General features: G+C 60.5%; 15 protein-coding genes. 11 read left to right on the forward strand and 4 right to left on the reverse strand.

Going from position 1 to position 14,395, the window contains the following annotated elements:
• Positions 1 to 20: 20 nt before the first annotated feature.
• Entirely contained in the window at positions 21 to 938 is a 918-nt protein-coding gene (locus FH975_RS09385) for a LysR family transcriptional regulator (RefSeq protein WP_162321141.1), read from the reverse strand.
• Positions 939 to 1,223: 285 nt separating this feature from the next.
• Here FH975_RS09385 and FH975_RS09390 point away from each other — a divergent pair, with 285 nt between their 5' ends.
• The 5 genes from FH975_RS09390 (at position 1,224) to FH975_RS09410 (ending at position 5,924) form a co-directional block, all read left to right on the forward strand.
• On the forward strand, positions 1,224 to 2,177 hold the full coding sequence (locus tag FH975_RS09390; RefSeq protein WP_162321142.1) for a PDR/VanB family oxidoreductase: 954 nt from the start codon (positions 1,224 to 1,226) through the stop codon (positions 2,175 to 2,177).
• Between the two features lie 74 nt (positions 2,178 to 2,251).
• Entirely contained in the window at positions 2,252 to 3,385 is a 1,134-nt protein-coding gene (locus FH975_RS09395) for an amidohydrolase family protein (RefSeq protein WP_162321143.1), read from the forward strand.
• On the forward strand, positions 3,382 to 3,750 hold the full coding sequence (locus FH975_RS09400; RefSeq protein WP_162321144.1) for a Rieske (2Fe-2S) protein: 369 nt from the start codon (positions 3,382 to 3,384) through the stop codon (positions 3,748 to 3,750). Before FH975_RS09395 ends, FH975_RS09400 begins: the two co-directional genes overlap by 4 nt.
• Before the next feature lie 6 nt (positions 3,751 to 3,756).
• Positions 3,757 to 5,019, forward strand: coding sequence for an amidohydrolase family protein (locus FH975_RS09405; RefSeq protein WP_162321145.1), 1,263 nt, complete (start codon positions 3,757 to 3,759; stop codon positions 5,017 to 5,019).
• Entirely contained in the window at positions 4,998 to 5,924 is a 927-nt protein-coding gene (locus tag FH975_RS09410) for an alpha/beta hydrolase (RefSeq protein ID WP_268896710.1), read from the forward strand. The genes FH975_RS09405 and FH975_RS09410 overlap by 22 nt, the downstream gene beginning before the upstream one ends.
• Here FH975_RS09410 and FH975_RS09415 read toward each other — a convergent pair.
• Both FH975_RS09415 and FH975_RS09420 read right to left on the reverse strand, forming a co-directional pair.
• Entirely contained in the window at positions 5,919 to 7,145 is a 1,227-nt protein-coding gene (locus tag FH975_RS09415) for a 4-hydroxybenzoate 3-monooxygenase (RefSeq protein ID WP_235928626.1), read from the reverse strand. The two genes, FH975_RS09410 and FH975_RS09415, sit on opposite strands and share 6 nt — an antisense overlap.
• 95 nt (positions 7,146 to 7,240) lie before the next feature.
• Positions 7,241 to 7,999 carry an IclR family transcriptional regulator gene (locus FH975_RS09420; RefSeq protein WP_162321148.1) on the reverse strand — a complete coding sequence of 253 codons (759 nt, stop codon included), beginning with the start codon at positions 7,997 to 7,999 and terminating at the stop codon, positions 7,241 to 7,243.
• A gap of 83 nt (positions 8,000 to 8,082) precedes the next feature.
• On the opposite strand from FH975_RS09420, the gene FH975_RS09425 reads away from it, so the two are divergent.
• The 6 genes from FH975_RS09425 (at position 8,083) to pcaC (ending at position 13,030) form a co-directional block, all read left to right on the forward strand.
• Positions 8,083 to 8,820, forward strand: a complete 738-nt coding sequence (locus FH975_RS09425) for an IclR family transcriptional regulator (protein WP_162321149.1) — start codon at positions 8,083 to 8,085, stop codon at positions 8,818 to 8,820.
• A gap of 164 nt (positions 8,821 to 8,984) precedes the next feature.
• Positions 8,985 to 9,770 carry a protocatechuate 3,4-dioxygenase subunit beta gene (pcaH, locus tag FH975_RS09430; protein ID WP_202923155.1) on the forward strand — a complete coding sequence of 262 codons (786 nt, stop codon included), beginning with the start codon at positions 8,985 to 8,987 and terminating at the stop codon, positions 9,768 to 9,770.
• 2 nt (positions 9,771 to 9,772) lie between these two features.
• Positions 9,773 to 10,357, forward strand: coding sequence for a protocatechuate 3,4-dioxygenase subunit alpha (pcaG, locus tag FH975_RS09435; protein ID WP_235928627.1), 585 nt, complete (start codon positions 9,773 to 9,775; stop codon positions 10,355 to 10,357).
• Positions 10,358 to 10,393: 36 nt separating this feature from the next.
• Complete coding sequence (locus FH975_RS09440) at positions 10,394 to 11,809, forward strand: lyase family protein (RefSeq protein ID WP_162321152.1); 1,416 nt, start codon at positions 10,394 to 10,396, stop codon at positions 11,807 to 11,809.
• Positions 11,806 to 12,633 (forward strand): alpha/beta fold hydrolase, encoded by an 828-nt coding sequence (locus FH975_RS09445; RefSeq protein ID WP_162321153.1) that lies wholly within the window; start codon positions 11,806 to 11,808, stop codon positions 12,631 to 12,633. Before FH975_RS09440 ends, FH975_RS09445 begins: the two co-directional genes overlap by 4 nt.
• Positions 12,626 to 13,030, forward strand: a complete 405-nt coding sequence (pcaC, locus tag FH975_RS09450) for a 4-carboxymuconolactone decarboxylase (protein WP_162321154.1) — start codon at positions 12,626 to 12,628, stop codon at positions 13,028 to 13,030. Before FH975_RS09445 ends, pcaC begins: the two co-directional genes overlap by 8 nt.
• Before the next feature lie 29 nt (positions 13,031 to 13,059).
• Here pcaC and FH975_RS09455 read toward each other — a convergent pair whose 3' ends face one another.
• Positions 13,060 to 14,313 carry a pirin family protein gene (locus FH975_RS09455; RefSeq protein ID WP_162321155.1) on the reverse strand — a complete coding sequence of 418 codons (1,254 nt, stop codon included), beginning with the start codon at positions 14,311 to 14,313 and terminating at the stop codon, positions 13,060 to 13,062.
• Between the last annotated feature and the right edge of the window lie 82 nt (positions 14,314 to 14,395).

The following is a 14,395-nucleotide window of genomic DNA, read 5'->3' on the forward strand; positions in this document are numbered from 1 at the left end:
GATACAGCCCAACACCGGCTTTAGGCTGTGGGCTCGTCATGCGACCACGTGTGATGAACAAACTCGATGAGCGCCTGTATACGCCTCGGTAGAATCATCCCCCGCGGGTAGGCAAGCACTACCGAAACCGACGGGACGTCGTCTCTGAATTCGAGAGTTCGCACCTCGCGCTGCTCCGCCGTGAAATTTGTGGCCGACCTTTGGGCGAGGATTGCGAACCCGAGGCCTCGGCCCACGAGCGTCCGCACGAGTTCGACACTCGAAGCCTCCAAGACTTCGTTCTTCTTTCCCTGTTCTGAACCCCGTCCATCAAGGGGCTGCGCCAAAGGCAAAACGCTAAGTCGAATTCTTGGCAAATGGGCAAGTTCAGAGAGAACCACGTCGGTTCGCTCAGCCAGCGGATCGTCTGCCGAGATGAGAACATGGGGCTTCATCTCGATGAGGTGCTTGGAATCAAGCGTGTCAGGGATTTCGCGTTCGTAGAGGAAGGCCACGTCAATTACGCCCTTTTCGAGTAATTCCTGCAGCTCACGCTGCGACCCGTCCCTGAATTCAATGCGCAGCGCTGGGTATTGGGCGGCGAATAACTCGCACACGTCGGGCATGATCATCGATGCGAGACCGGTGAGACACCCGATGCGCAGCGGACCGGCAACCTTCTCGATATGTGACGTCACCGTGGCCTGAAGCTCGGCTGACTGCGTCATGATCGACCGCGCCGCAGGCAAGAAACCTCGCCCCTCTGGGGTGAGTATCACTCCCTTCGCGCGTTTGCGAAGAAACAGTTGAACACCCGTTGCGCGCTCAAGTTCGGTCAAGGCAACACCCAGACCTACTTGTGAGACATTGCAGCGTTCAGCCGCCGCACTCAGGGTTCCCAATTCGCTGGCGGCAATGAAGTAGTCGAGCTGCCTCAGTGTGAATTTGACGTGTGTCACGCCACTCCTCTCTCTGGCGGCCATCCGATCAGGCAAGGAACACCTACACCTGGCAGCCTTTCTATGTGCAGTTTTAGTTCACATAATTACAGAACATAGTTAGTTTACTTTGTATGTGAGAGATGTCATAGTTTAGGTGCCACATGGAAGCCGTTGCCCATTCGCCCAGCGTTCCGACGGTGATGATGACAGTGGAACCACTCGTACCCGCCGACGGAGTACCTGTGATTCATCGAGACGAAGACTCAAGGCGTGCTGAGGACCTCACGCCGTTAGGAGGCACGGATGCCTGAACAGGAGCTCTCCGTAGTTGTCGACGACATCGAGGAGGTGGCATCAGGTGTGCGCCGCTTGCGACTCGTCAGTCCACACGGGGCCGCTATGCCACCATGGACCCCCGGTGCACACATAGACGTCGTTCTGCCCCAAGGCGACGTGCGCCAATACTCGCTCTGCGGAACTCCGGAACAGACGGACTGCGTTGAAGTCGCGGTTCTCCTTGAAGAAGAAGGTCGCGGAGGATCCAAGTTCGTGCATTCGGAACTCAGCCCCGGTGACACGCTCCACATCCGCGGGCCTCGCAGCAATTTCGCGTTCGAGGAGGAGATCGAAGAGGTGGTTTTCATCGCCGGCGGAATTGGTATCACGCCGATACTCCCCATGATCCGTGCCGCACACGCAGCGAACGTTTCGTGGCAGCTGCACTATGCAGGACGCAGCCGACGCGGTATGGCCTTCGCCGAAGAACTCAGCGGCCTGGATGACCAACGGGTCCACCTATACGCCTCAGACGAAGGCGCAAGAATGAACCTCGGCACAATCGCCGCAGAGCTCCCGGCTGGCGCACTCGTGTATGCCTGCGGCCCAGACCGACTGCTCGACGAAGTGAGCGAACTGATGGGCGAAGCCTTGGCTGAACGTCTCCGTACTGAGCACTTTCATGCACGAGCCATCGAGCCAGATACTGACGATTCGACATTCACCGTCGACCTCGCCCAATCGGGATTGGAGCTGGAAGTGCCCCCGGGCAGATCGATTCTCGAGGTGGTTCGGGAGGCCGGCGTGGATGTGCCGTCATCGTGCGAAGAAGGCACATGCGGAACGTGCGAAACAGAAGTTCTTGATGGCGACCCAGACCATCGGGACAACGTCCTAGGAGAGTTCGAGAAACAAATGGGGGACACGATGATGATCTGTGTCTCAAGAAGCTGCGATAAACGACTTAGTCTCGAACTATAAGAGTATCTTTATCAGCGAATCTTTTATTTTAATTTACATAAATAGCAAATTGAATCTTATATGGTGGTTATCAGATGCCCGCGAATCCCAACACTCTTGAACACCCGATCATCGATGTCGATGTGCACCAACGCTGGCGCAGTCCTGAAGAGGTGGTCGATCATCTGCCCGAAAAATGGCGATCGTATGCCACGGGACGTACCGGGGGGAAAACCACAGCGCTCATGCCAGCAGGTTTGACGTACCCCTTCCATCGCGGTGTCAACAAACGCCTCGAGGCCGTCCCTGAAGACGGCAAAGGAACCTCATTTCCGCTGATGAAGGAGCAATACCTGGACCGCTACCCGTCGGTGGAAGTCGTGAATCTCACCTTCGACATCGGTCAGGAGGTCGCTCAACGGAATCCGGAGTTTAGTGCTGCCCTGACAACTGCAATGAATGACTGGGTGGCGCGCACTTGGTTGACGTATGACCCACGAATGCGTACGGCGATCGTGGTACCCACAGAGCTTCCTGAACGAGCGGCAGCAGAAATTCATCGGATGGCACCAAACCCTAAAGTGACCGGTGTCCTGATCGCGTGGAATCCATTCGGCAAACCGCTTGGCCACCCCGTCTACGAACCAATTTGGCGAGCGGCCGAAGAAGAAGGCCTGCCCATCATCATCCACGGAGCCGCCGGGGAAACTGAGGGCGGTCTCGCCCAGACCACGGCCGGCGGCCTCCCTGGCTCGCGGCTCGAATGGCATACGCTACTGCAACAGCCCACGCTGGCTCACCTCGCTAGTTTCGTCGTGCACGGCACGTTCGAAAAATTCCCTGGCCTGAAGGTGCTGGTGCTTGAGACTGGGTTGGCTTGGATTCCAAACTTCTTTTGGCGACTTGATGCTCACCACCAAGAAATGCGGGCGGAAAGCGACTGGGTGCGTCGGCTTCCCAGTGAATACCTGCGAGACCACGTCAAATTCAGCACGCAGCCCTTCGAGTTGACCCCCCGCAAAGAACAGTTAATCGAGTTCTTCGAAGCTTTCGGCGGTATGGATCAACTGTTGTGCTTCTCTAGTGACTACCCCCACTGGGATGCAGACGACCCGTTCTACGTGGCAAGCCGATTGCCTAAGGAGTGGCTACCCAATCTCTTCGCGGAGAACGCGCGATCAATGTTGCGACTCTTGCCCGTTGACTCCGAACAGGAGGTCCACGCATGAAAAATGGAATCGATATCGGCGCGTGGGAAGACTTCCCGGATAAGGAGATCGTGCGTGTCGAGGTCGGCGGGACGGTGCTCGGCGTGTGTCGCTGGGGAGAGCTGATTTATGCATTTCGTAACGCATGTCCACATCAGGGCGCGCCTCTATGTTCGGGCTTCATGCAGCAGAACGTCTCGGCGGAGATGGTCGCCGGCGACGTGTCGATGCTCACCAGAGAAGAGGTGCCCGTCGTCCTCTGCCCTTGGCACCGCTGGGAATTCAACCTGGAAGACGGATCGGCAGCGTGGCCAGGCTTCAAAATGCGCACATATCGAGCGACGCGAGAGAGTGGGCGCGTTCTGCTCCACTTCGGAAGGAAGTAAGTCTCAATGTCCGAAAATAATGACCGCGGGCCAGGATCCGTGATCGACGCAACGGTTCACCATCATTGGGCCTCCCAACTCGAGGTCACTGACCACATGTCCGCTGGTTGGCGGGAGCAGCTCGGTATTCCGAATACGCTTCCCGGTGGTGCAGGGGCGATGCATATATTGCCCGCAACCCCTTATCGGCGTCCAGGTGGTGACTACCTTCCCGAAACGACGAGCAGCCCTACAGCACCTCCGGCCTCTGATCCGGAGTTCACCGCCAAGCAGGTATTCGAGTCGGGCCAGGTCTCTCGCGCAATATTGGGATTCGATCGCGGGATGTTCATACCCAGTGTTCCGAACGCGTATCGAGCCGTCGCTTTGGCCAGGGCGATGAACGATTGGACCATTGATCACTGGCTGGCTTCGGATGACCGGTTCTATGGACTGGTTATGGTGCCGAACCAAACTCCACTCGAGGCGGCGGAAGAGATTCGGCGTGCCGGACTGAATGATCGCATGGTGGGAGTGCTTCTAGCGGCAAATGGGCTGAATAAGCCTTTCGGACATCCGGCTTATCATCCCATCTACGAAGCGGCCGCGGAGATGGACCTGCCGATTGTGTTCCACGCGGGCGGTGACCAATCGTCGGACACGCTGACGCATCCCACCGCCGGCGGAATGCCCTCGACCTACGCTGAAATCGCCGCTCTGTCGTACAGCCCCATGATGACGCACGTCCAGAGCATGATCGTCCAGGGAGTACTGGAGAAGTATCCATCCCTGCGTATCTTCGTCTCGGGCGTGGGCGTTGGATGGATACCTGGGTTGTTTTTCCGTCTCGACGTCAACTGGCGTGGGCTTCGGCGGGAGGTGCCGTGGGTGCGAAAGTTGCCCAGCGAATATTTTCGAGAGAGCTTCCGCATATCCAGTTGGCCATTCGACAAGGCCCCTGGAGAGGACGGCCCCGAGCGCGTAGTGCGAGCTCTCGAAGCCTTCGGTGGAGTGGATAAGTTGATGTGTTTTGCCTCCGGATTCCCCTCCTGGAACACCGATTCCATCTCGGACATTGCCTCGCGAATCCCCGCCTCTTGGCACAATTCTGTGTTTAAGGACAATGCTGAGGAATGGTTCAGGTGGCCAGGAAAAGAGCGCGCAGCAGTCGTTGAGCCGACGGTAGAAGTCGGCGAGATTCCGGAAACGGGAGAGTTGGGAGACCCGAACCGCCGCACATACGAGACTGAAGACGGACGTGAGGTCGAATGGGTTCCAGCGGGGGACTGAATATTTCTACCGAGGTGACGACTTGGGAGCAGCTGGCGCAGGCTGTACAGAACATAGGCCCCGACGTTAACCCCCAGACCATCAGGACCTCCGGAACGCTCCTGGCACCACTGCACGCGAAGTCAACGGCATCCGATAGGACATTCCAGGTCCAAAAGGACGTTAAATACGGCAGCGCAGACGAACAGGTGTTGGATCTATACGAACCAGGGATGAATTCCCCGCGCGGGATCGTGGTCTTCGTTCATGGAGGGGCATTCGTGGGAGGCACAAAGCAGCGGCCGGACAGTCCATACCATGCCAATGTGGGGTCTTGGGCTGCCAGGACGGGACGCTTTGGTGTCGTGATGGACCACCGGCTCGCTCCGGAAGCACAGTGGCCGGCCGGGGCCGAAGACGTCAGAGCGGTGAGTGACTGGTGCCGCGCGAACCTGCGTGCCTACGATGGAACGGAGTTACCAGTTCACCTTGTGGGTGACTCCTCTGGGGCGGTGCATGTCGCCACACACATCGTAGGAGGCCCAGGGCTCAATCAGCCAGAAAGACTTCCTACGTCAGCATCGTTCCTGTCTGGAGTCTATGACCTGAAGGCATTCGGGCATGATCGTGTGCGGGCCTACTTTGGTGACGATCAAGATCTGCTCATCGAGATGAACATCGCCGAACGCCTGGCGGATTCGCCGGTGCCTCAGCTCTTCTCAGTCGGCGAATTTGACACACCGGATGCGCATACCCAGTTTTTGGGTGTGTTGAAGGTGATGGCTGAGCTTCGAGGTCAGTTTCCAAGGATTACCCGCGTTCGCGCTGCAAATCACTTCACAGCCGTGCACGCGATTGGTACGGATTTGGACGATCTGGGGCCGACCCTGGAGGGTTTCATGATGGAAATCGAGAAAACGTCATGAGGTGCTCCATCCGGTGTAGGAGTCTGCGAAGTAGGCCTGGCCGTGGACGGAACCGGTGATGGCGTCGAATTCACCGCGTCGTCGTCGTTGGGCGAACTCACCCTCATCCGGCTGCCGGTGCAGCAGGTTGGTCACCCAGTAAGAGAAGTTTTGCGCTTTCCATACCCGGTCCAAGGCGGTCCGTGAGTATCGTTGCAGCGGCTCGGTACTCACGGGGACCGGCGACATGGTGCCGGAGGCCTCTTTCACCCCGTTGATGAACTCCTCTACCCGGGGCACCAGCGCGCGCACGTCGGAGAATGCCAGGTTCAGGCCCTTGGCACCTGTGGGCGGGACAGTATGAGCGGCATCGCCGGCCAGTGCCAGACGGCCATAGGTCATGGGGTCGCATACATAGGAGCGGAAGGGCAGGACCGTTTTTTCGATAATGGGGCCGCGCTTGAGAGCAACTGCCTCCGGCCCTCCCAGGACGTGCTGGATATGGTCGAAGATGGCCTGCTCGCTCCAGTCTTCCGGGTCAGTGTCAGGATCGCATTGGAAGTACATCCGTTGCACCGACGCGTTGCGCTGGGAGATTAGGGCGAACCCCACCTCCGAGTTGGCGTAGATCAATTCTGGAGCGGTGGGTGGCGCCTCGCAGAGTATTCCAAACCAGGCGAAAGGATACGACGTGAAGTAGTCGGTGCGGACATCTTCAGGGATGAGCCTCCGGCACATCGAGCGCGAGCCATCCGCTCCCACGATGAGCTCCGCATCGATCTGACCAGGCTTCCCGTCAGCGTCGAAGAACGTGATGCGCGGCTCGTGGGAGTCGACGCCGTGGACCTCCACATCCGTCACCGACCAGTGGATCTGCCCACCTTCCCGAATCCATGCGGTTGCCAGGTCGTGGAAAACCTCGTTTTGCGGATAGAGCCACACTGACCGACCAACCAACTTCTGGAAGTCAATGCGATGCTGGACTCCATCAAAGCTCAGCACAGTACCCTCATGCTCATGACCTGCAGTGAGAACTCTGGAGTCGACGTCGGCGTCCACGAGCATGTCCACAGTGGGGGCTTCAAGGATTCCGGCACGCTGGGTACGGTGAATCTCAGCATGACTTCTGCGCTCCACAACTGCTGCGCTGATGCCGCGACGCTTCAGCAGGAGGGCGGTCATCAAACCCGCGGGCCCGGCACCCACGATGCCGACATCAACACGGTTGCTGTTCTCACTCATTGACTGGCTCATTTCACGTCGTTGGGTGGCTCCACTGTCCGGCGGCTCTCACCAAGTGTGAATACCGGCTGTAAGCCACGCCACATGAATCTCATTCAATGAGATATCCATTGGGATGAAACGTCGCGTTGAATGCCTCGTGCGGCCACCAAGAGCATTTGAGCCCACGTTCCAGGTCGCGTCGCCGCGTCGTGATCATCGGTCACCACTCCCAGGGCCGCCATCACCGCCCCGTTACGGTGGCTGATCGGCACTGCCAAGCCCGTGACATCGGGTTCGATCGCGCCGGTCTGCGCGCAGAAACGCCGCCGTCGAATATCCTCCAGGCGCTCCTCCGTCAAAGCGACACCGTCCTCAGCCACCGCTGAAGCATGGCGGCGCCGGTACGACTCCCGGCGGTCGCTGGGCGCGTATGCCAACAGGACGATGCCGGTGGCCGACAGATGCAAAGGGAGCCGGCCTGCCACTCCGCCGTGGATCTCAGGTGCCCCTCTGCCGGATAGGCGATCGATGAAGAGCACCTCGTCATCCTCGATCACGCCCAACTGCACATGATGACCGACCACTGCATGCACATCCGAGAGGTAGGGGCGGGCACGGATTGTCAGTTTCATAGTGGTGGAGGCTCGGTTCGTGATCTCCCAGAGCCGTGCGCCCACCATGTACCCACCGGGCAGTGCCTCAAGCCACCCGCGTGCGGCCATGTCCGTGCACAACCTGTGCGCGGTAGCCGGCGGAAGACCCGTACGCCGGGAGATCTCGGCGGCGGTGAGCGGACTATCGGCAGCGGAAAAGGCGTCCAGCACTCTGTCTAGACGTTCCAGCAGGGGCTCCCCTGTCGGTGAGTTCGCCATAATGACCACCCTACTGTCGTGACGTCGTCATAGGGCCAGTCTGCTATCCGGTCCACTGGACCGCCGAGCGTTAGGCTGAAGTCATGGCCAACTCAGCCTCCGGCGAAGCCGTCCTCGAACGTGCCCTGCGTCTGCTGGAGGCTGTGGAGACTCTGTCTTCGCCCACAGTGGCGGGCCTGGTATCGGCTGCGGGGCTTCCAAGAACAACGGGGTACCGCCTGGTGAGTTCCCTGCGCGAACTCGGACTCATCACTATTTCCTCAGAGGGTGAGGTCTCCGTCGGAACAAGGTTGTGGGAACTGGCTCAGCAAGCTCCCATTAGTCGCACGCTCCGGGCGGCAGCGCTGCCTTTCATGCAGGACGTTAACTCCGTAGTTCAACAGACCACACAGCTGTCGGTCCTCACCCAGGAGGGTGTGCTGATCGTTGAGCGCCTCTCCCGTCATGGCGCAGTGGCCAACCCGGCGGAGGTAGCCGACACGATGCCCGCGCACCTGACGTCAATGGGCCATGTTCTGCTGGCCTTCTCGGATCCAGAAGTGGTCGAGGCATGGCACCAGAGCCAACCTCAAGACCCAATCGCTGAACGGCCGCAGCTGAGCCGTGAGCTGACAGATGTCCGGTCCCGGGGTCACTCAGTTCTCAAAGGGCTCATTAACGAGGAGACGGCAGGTCTTTCGGTACCGATTCTCGGCCCACGGCTCACTACGATTGCAGCGCTGACTGTGGTGGTTCCTCGCGATTCGCCCGACCTTCTGCAGTTTCTCGCCGCCCTGCAGACCGCCGCCCGGGGTATCGGCAGGGCACTTCGAGATAAGTGAGCCTCCTAGGCAACCCTCGCACCACTGGCCTTGCTTTTCGCCGTCCCATTGAATGGAACAGTGGTGGACCTTGGGCGCTGAAAGACACAGACTGTGTGAGCAACATCTCATTGGCGGCGACGTAGCACGCCGCGCCATCGTTAAGGAGTGAACCATTGGGTCAGATGAACACCAACCCGGATGCGGCCGTAGCCTCCCAGGAGGAAATCAGCGCCGAAATCTCCGCCCTGCACCAGGAGTATGAACGCTCCAAGTCTCAGGGGGGAGCCGAGGAGACCAATGTGCGGCTGAATTTTCCTCCCTACCGCAGTTCACTGCTCCGCCACCCCACTAAGTCCCTGCACCATGCTGACCCGGAAGAGATCGAGCTGCACAGTCCCGCCTTTGGGGACCGGGATGTCTCTCCGCTGGAGGCGGACCTGACGATCCAACATGGCGGGGAGCCGATCGGAGAGCGGATTGTCGTCGTCGGGCGAGTGATCGACGCTGACGGGCATCCCGTGCCTCACCAATTGGTGGAGGTGTGGCAGGCCAACGCCGCTGGGCGTTATATCCATAAGCGGGATCAGCACCCGGCGCCCATAGACCCCAACTTCACTGGTGTCGGCCGCATCCTCACCAACGCCAACGGTGAATACTCTTTCACCACCATCAAGCCGGCGCCCTACCCGTGGAAGAATCACCACAATGCGTGGCGTTCGGCCCACATACACTTCTCACTGTTCGGTACCGCGTTCACCCAGCGGATCGTGACACAAATGTACTTTCCTGGCGATCCGCTGTTCGACCTTGATCCCATCTATCAGTCGATCACCGATCCGGCAGCCCGCGACCGCCTGGTCGCCCAGTACGACCACACTGTGTCTCAGCACGAATGGAACACCGGCTACCGCTGGGACATTGTGCTCAGCGGCACCAACAGAACATGGACCGAGCAGGAGGAGCAGTGACCATGGACCTGACCCCGACCCCCGCACAGACAGTCGGACCCTTCTACGGATTCGCGCTGCCATTCGAAGGCGGCGAACAGCTTGTGAGCCGGTCCCACCCGGCGGCGGTGCGCTTCCATGGGACCGTGTTCGACGGTGAGGGCGCGCCAATTCCCGACGCTCTGATCGAGATCTGGCAGGCAGACGAGGCTGGCCGGATCCCCCGCGAGGAAGGCTCCCTGAACCGCGATGGTTACACCTTCACCGGGTGGGGCCGGACCTCGGTAGACAATAATGGGCACTACAGCTTCACCACGGTGGAACCTGCAGCGCTGCGTCAAGGCTCGGCCCCCTACATCCTGGTGGCCGTCTTTGCCCGCGGCCTGCTGGACCGGCTGTATACGCGCGCCTACCTGCCGGATGACAATCAGGCACTCACCGCTGATCCGCTCGTGGCCAGCGTGCCAGCTGACCGGAGGGACACCTTGATCTGCGAACGCGACGACCAGGGCAATCTGCGCTTCGACATTCACCTCCAGGGAGAGAATGAGACAGTGTTCCTGACATATCCGAATACACCGCAGGTGACTGGACCCATCGACGACTAACGCTGCACCTTGAATCTGCCCCATCAGAGGAGAACCATGACAGCTGGCAGCAGTATTCTCAATCCGCTGTGGTCAGGCACCGAGATCGCTCGGGCCACCGCGGATGGTGCCGTACTGTCTGCTCTGTTGAGGGTGGAGGCAGCCTGGGGTGGCGTGCTCGCTGAGGCCGGTGTGGCTTCCGAAGCCAGTGCGGAGCAGGTGCGCTCCATCAGCATTGACCCGCACGGGGCAGGTCTGCGTTCGGATGTCTTGGCTGATGCGGCCTCCGGGGGCGGCAACCCCGTGATCCCTCTGTTGGCTGAGGTGCGTCGGGTGCTGGCTGCACGCAAAGCCGACGACGACGCCCTACACCGCTCTGCCACCAGTCAAGACATTCTTGATACCGCGTTGGTGATTGTGCTGCGCGAGGGCGCAGACATCGTGCTCGGCGATATTCGCCGCATCGCCGCAGCACTCTCTCAGCTCAGCGCGGACCACCGCGCAACGGTGTGTGTGGCACGGACTCTCACCCAACACGCCCTGCCCACCACGGTGGGGTTGCGCATGGCTGGCTGGTTGGACGGCGTCGTACGCAGCGCCGAGCGCCTTGAGGTAGCCCGTGCAGGTCTCAGGCTTCAATGGGGCGGAGCTGCAGGTACCCAGGCTGCTCTTGTCGACATTCTAGGACAGGCTGAACCGAGCGGATCCACGACTGCGAGCGCCGGTGAACTGACTGAACAGTTGGCGCAGGTGCTGAATCTCGCTCCGATGACCCGGCCTTGGCACACTCAGCGGCAATCGATTCTTGAGATCAGCTCAGCGCTTGCAGGGGTCGTGGCGGCACTGGGCAAGGCGGCAGCAGACGTGCTGACCCTGCAGCGTCCTGAAATCGGTGAGCTGCGAGAACCTCGGGGCCCCGGACGCGGTGGTTCCTCTGCCATGCCGCAGAAGCGCAACCCGGTGCTGTCAACGCTGATTCGGTCTGCTGCGCTGAGTGCCCCGGGGTCGCTCGCCACTTTGCACCACAGCGCGGCAGCTGCTGTCGATGAACGTCCCGATGGGGGCTGGCAGGCGGAGTGGCCCCAGCTCATGGAACTTCTCCGGCTTGCTGGCGGCGCGGCATTGCGGGGTGCTGAGCTCTTCGAAGGACTTGAGGTCCTCCCGCAGGCCGTGGCGCAGAATCTGGCCCAGAGCGGTGATGCGCTGCTGAGCGAACGCATCGTGAGTCGCCTCGGGCACCGCACTCCGGGGGGTCCAGCGGCACTGAAAACCGTGCTCGCTGAGTCTGCTGTGACCGGCACCCCTTTGCGGAGTGCCCTTCGGAAAGTTTTCACCACGGCCGAGCTGGCGGCCGATGAACTGGACCAGCTCCTGGACCCTGAGCTCTACCTGGGCCGCACCCAGGAGTTCATCGACGCTTCCCTTAACGCGGCAAACAGCTTCCTCACGAACTCCGAAAGGATGATCCGATGACGGCCGAACCGCTGAACATCACTTCCACTCTGCTGGCAGGTGATCCGGCCGAGCTTGCGACGGGCGTCCGGCCAATCCTGCTTGCGGGTCCCTCACTGGGCACCAGTGTTGAGGCCGTGTGGGGCCCCGCCATTGCGCATCTGGAGAGAGATTTTCTGGTCATCGGTTGGGACCTCCCAGGTCACGGACGCAGCGAGCCCACTGTTGCGCCCTTCACTATGGAGGAGCTCGCCGATGCAGTTGAGGCATCATTGGCCCGGCTCATCAAGGAACATCACGTGCCTGCGACCACACCCATCATGGCCGCAGGTGTCTCTATCGCCGGTGCGGTGGCACTGACTCTCGCGCTGCGCAAGGACACTCGGATCAACCGGTTGTCCGCAGTGTGCACCGCTGCCAAGATCGGAACCCCCGAGTCATGGGCCGAACGCGCAGAACTGGTCGAGCGGGCGGGGACTCCCACAATGGTAGAGGGTGCCGCCGCGCGGTGGTTTGCCCCCGGATTCATGTCCCGGAAACCCGCGGTCAGCACCGCGATTCTCAGTTCCCTGCAGTACACAGACCGTCATTCCTACGCTCATGCCTGCCATGCCCTGGGTGGTTATGACCTCACCGGGGAGATGAAGAATCTGGCGCGCCCGCTGTTGCTCATTCATGGTGCCGAAGACCCAGTGTGCTCGCCTGCGGAAGCGGACGCCATCGTGAACACCTGCAGCGCTGGGGCTGACGTGAGGGCTGTGACATTGGACAGTGTGGCGCATTTGGCTCCCGCGGAAGCGCCGGAAGAGACCGCCCGACTACTTGTGGAGTTCCTCAATGCCTGAGCCAGACCATAACCAGCAGGATAAAACCTACGCTGAGGGCATGCGCGTCCGGCGCGAGGTGCTCTCAGATGCCCATGTGGAAAGGGCCGAGGCCAAGAAAGACAGTTTCACTGAGGACTTCCAGGAACTCATCACACGCTATGCCTGGGGCAGCATTTGGAACCGCCCGGGCTTGCCACGGACGACTCGCTCAGCTATTACTCTGACGGCGATGATCGCTGGGGGTTACTGGGAGGAGCTGGAGATGCACATCCGGGCGGCCCTACGCAACGGCATGGCCTCGGATGAGATCAAGGAAGTGTTCTTGCAGGCGGCCATCTACTGCTCAGTGCCTGCTGCAAACGTGGCCTTCGGAATCGGTCAGCGAGTGATAGCTGAAGAACTGCCCAACGGCTGAGCCCTTCACGCTTCCTGACTCACTCTGCTTCAGCCTCGTGGTTTCATCCGACTGTTCGGCAGCGCAGGAGCCGGCAACGGTGCCGCTTGACCGGGAGGAAAGTCCCCGAACTGCGGGAATGGCGTGCCGTCGCGGTACCGCGCGCCCGCGAGCGCATCCCGCAGGTCTCCGGCGACCGGCTCACCCAAAGCACCGGGGGCGACGTCGACCTCCTCCTGCGTGCCATCGGGCTGCGAGGCCTGCTCAGTCCGTGAATCAGACGACGCCGCCTGGGGCAGCTTCAGTTTCATAGGCGAGTCATCTGCGGGGGCTTCGAACCCCATCTCCGACTGATAGGCCGCCCGGTAGGCAGCAACCTCCTCATGAGACCGACCCACAAAGTTCCACCACATCACAATCTGCTCATTCAGCGGTTCCCCACCGATCAGCAGCGCCAGTACCGGCTCATCATGCGCTTGAAGCCTCAGCACCTCCGGGCCAGGATCCACCACCGCCAGGTGGTCAACCGGGACCTCGGAATCATTGAAGCTGACAGCCCCTGAGACGCGCAGCAAAGCATGTTCATGACCTTCGGGAACAGCTATGTCGAGGGTGCTGCCCGGCTCCATGCGAATTTCTGCGCCGGTGAGCGGGATGTATGTCTTCACAGGTGAGCGGTGGCCCAGCAGATCACCGATGAAGACCCTCACCTCCCAGCCCTCGCCACTGACCGGTTGGGGGTTGTGAGTCTCGAGGCTGGGTTCTACGAACCGGTGCTCATTGGGGAAGGCATACCAAAGCTGGGCCCCGTGGAGCACCGTGGTGTCTGCGGTGGAGTACTCTGAGTGGCTGATGCCGCGTCCGGCGTTCATGAGGGCCACTTCTCCGGGGCGGACTGTGGCCCAGTTTCCGGCGGAATCCATATGGTCAATCCGGCCGGAGAACAACCAGGAGCAGGTGGCCAAACCCGTATGCGGATGCCGAGGGACCCGCATGGGGGTCGCCGCAGTGAGGTCATCGGGACCATAGAAGTCCAAGAAACACCAAGCCCCCACTAGGGACCTGGCGCGTTGAGGCATAGTCCGTCGCACGTGCATGGCCCGCGGACCACCGAGAGGCACCTGCCTGGGCTCCAAGAGCTGAACTCCACTTGGGGTATCGGTGATGCCCGGACTGAGCTGTCCCTCAGCGGGTGAAGACAGAGTCCGGGATTTTACGTCGTGCTGTAGATCTGAATCAGGCTCGAAAGTGTGCGGGCCATTGATGCACACCTGTTCGGTGGGACGAGCTTCCGTGTTGCTCATGGGCCCTCCTAGGGGCGTCGCTGAACGGGTACCCAGACTACTATTTCAAATTTGAAATGTCCCGTTCAGCGACGCCTTGAAG

The sequence above is a fragment of the Nesterenkonia haasae genome, from assembly GCF_010119385.1.
GTDB classification, from domain to species: domain Bacteria; phylum Actinomycetota; class Actinomycetes; order Actinomycetales; family Micrococcaceae; genus Nesterenkonia; species Nesterenkonia haasae.

Excerpts from the sequence above, each read along its gene's own strand:
- FH975_RS09390 (WP_162321142.1), top strand. The coding sequence starts at position 1,224 with ATGCCTGAACAGGAGCTCTCCGTAGTTGTCGACGACATCGAGGAGGTG.
- FH975_RS09395 (WP_162321143.1), top strand. The coding sequence starts at position 2,252 with ATGCCCGCGAATCCCAACACTCTTGAACACCCGATCATCGATGTCGAT.
- FH975_RS09400 (WP_162321144.1), top strand. The coding sequence starts at position 3,382 with ATGAAAAATGGAATCGATATCGGCGCGTGGGAAGACTTCCCGGATAAG.
- FH975_RS09405 (WP_162321145.1), top strand. The coding sequence starts at position 3,757 with ATGTCCGAAAATAATGACCGCGGGCCAGGATCCGTGATCGACGCAACG.
- FH975_RS09410 (WP_268896710.1), top strand. The coding sequence starts at position 4,998 with ATGGGTTCCAGCGGGGGACTGAATATTTCTACCGAGGTGACGACTTGG.
- FH975_RS09415 (WP_235928626.1), bottom strand. The coding sequence starts at position 7,145 with ATGAGTGAGAACAGCAACCGTGTTGATGTCGGCATCGTGGGTGCCGGG.
- FH975_RS09420 (WP_162321148.1), bottom strand. The coding sequence starts at position 7,999 with ATGGCGAACTCACCGACAGGGGAGCCCCTGCTGGAACGTCTAGACAGA.
- FH975_RS09425 (WP_162321149.1), top strand. The coding sequence starts at position 8,083 with ATGGCCAACTCAGCCTCCGGCGAAGCCGTCCTCGAACGTGCCCTGCGT.
- pcaH (WP_202923155.1), top strand. The coding sequence starts at position 8,985 with ATGAACACCAACCCGGATGCGGCCGTAGCCTCCCAGGAGGAAATCAGC.
- pcaG (WP_235928627.1), top strand. The coding sequence starts at position 9,773 with ATGGACCTGACCCCGACCCCCGCACAGACAGTCGGACCCTTCTACGGA.
- FH975_RS09440 (WP_162321152.1), top strand. The coding sequence starts at position 10,394 with ATGACAGCTGGCAGCAGTATTCTCAATCCGCTGTGGTCAGGCACCGAG.
- FH975_RS09445 (WP_162321153.1), top strand. The coding sequence starts at position 11,806 with ATGACGGCCGAACCGCTGAACATCACTTCCACTCTGCTGGCAGGTGAT.
- pcaC (WP_162321154.1), top strand. The coding sequence starts at position 12,626 with ATGCCTGAGCCAGACCATAACCAGCAGGATAAAACCTACGCTGAGGGC.
- FH975_RS09455 (WP_162321155.1), bottom strand. The coding sequence starts at position 14,313 with ATGAGCAACACGGAAGCTCGTCCCACCGAACAGGTGTGCATCAATGGC.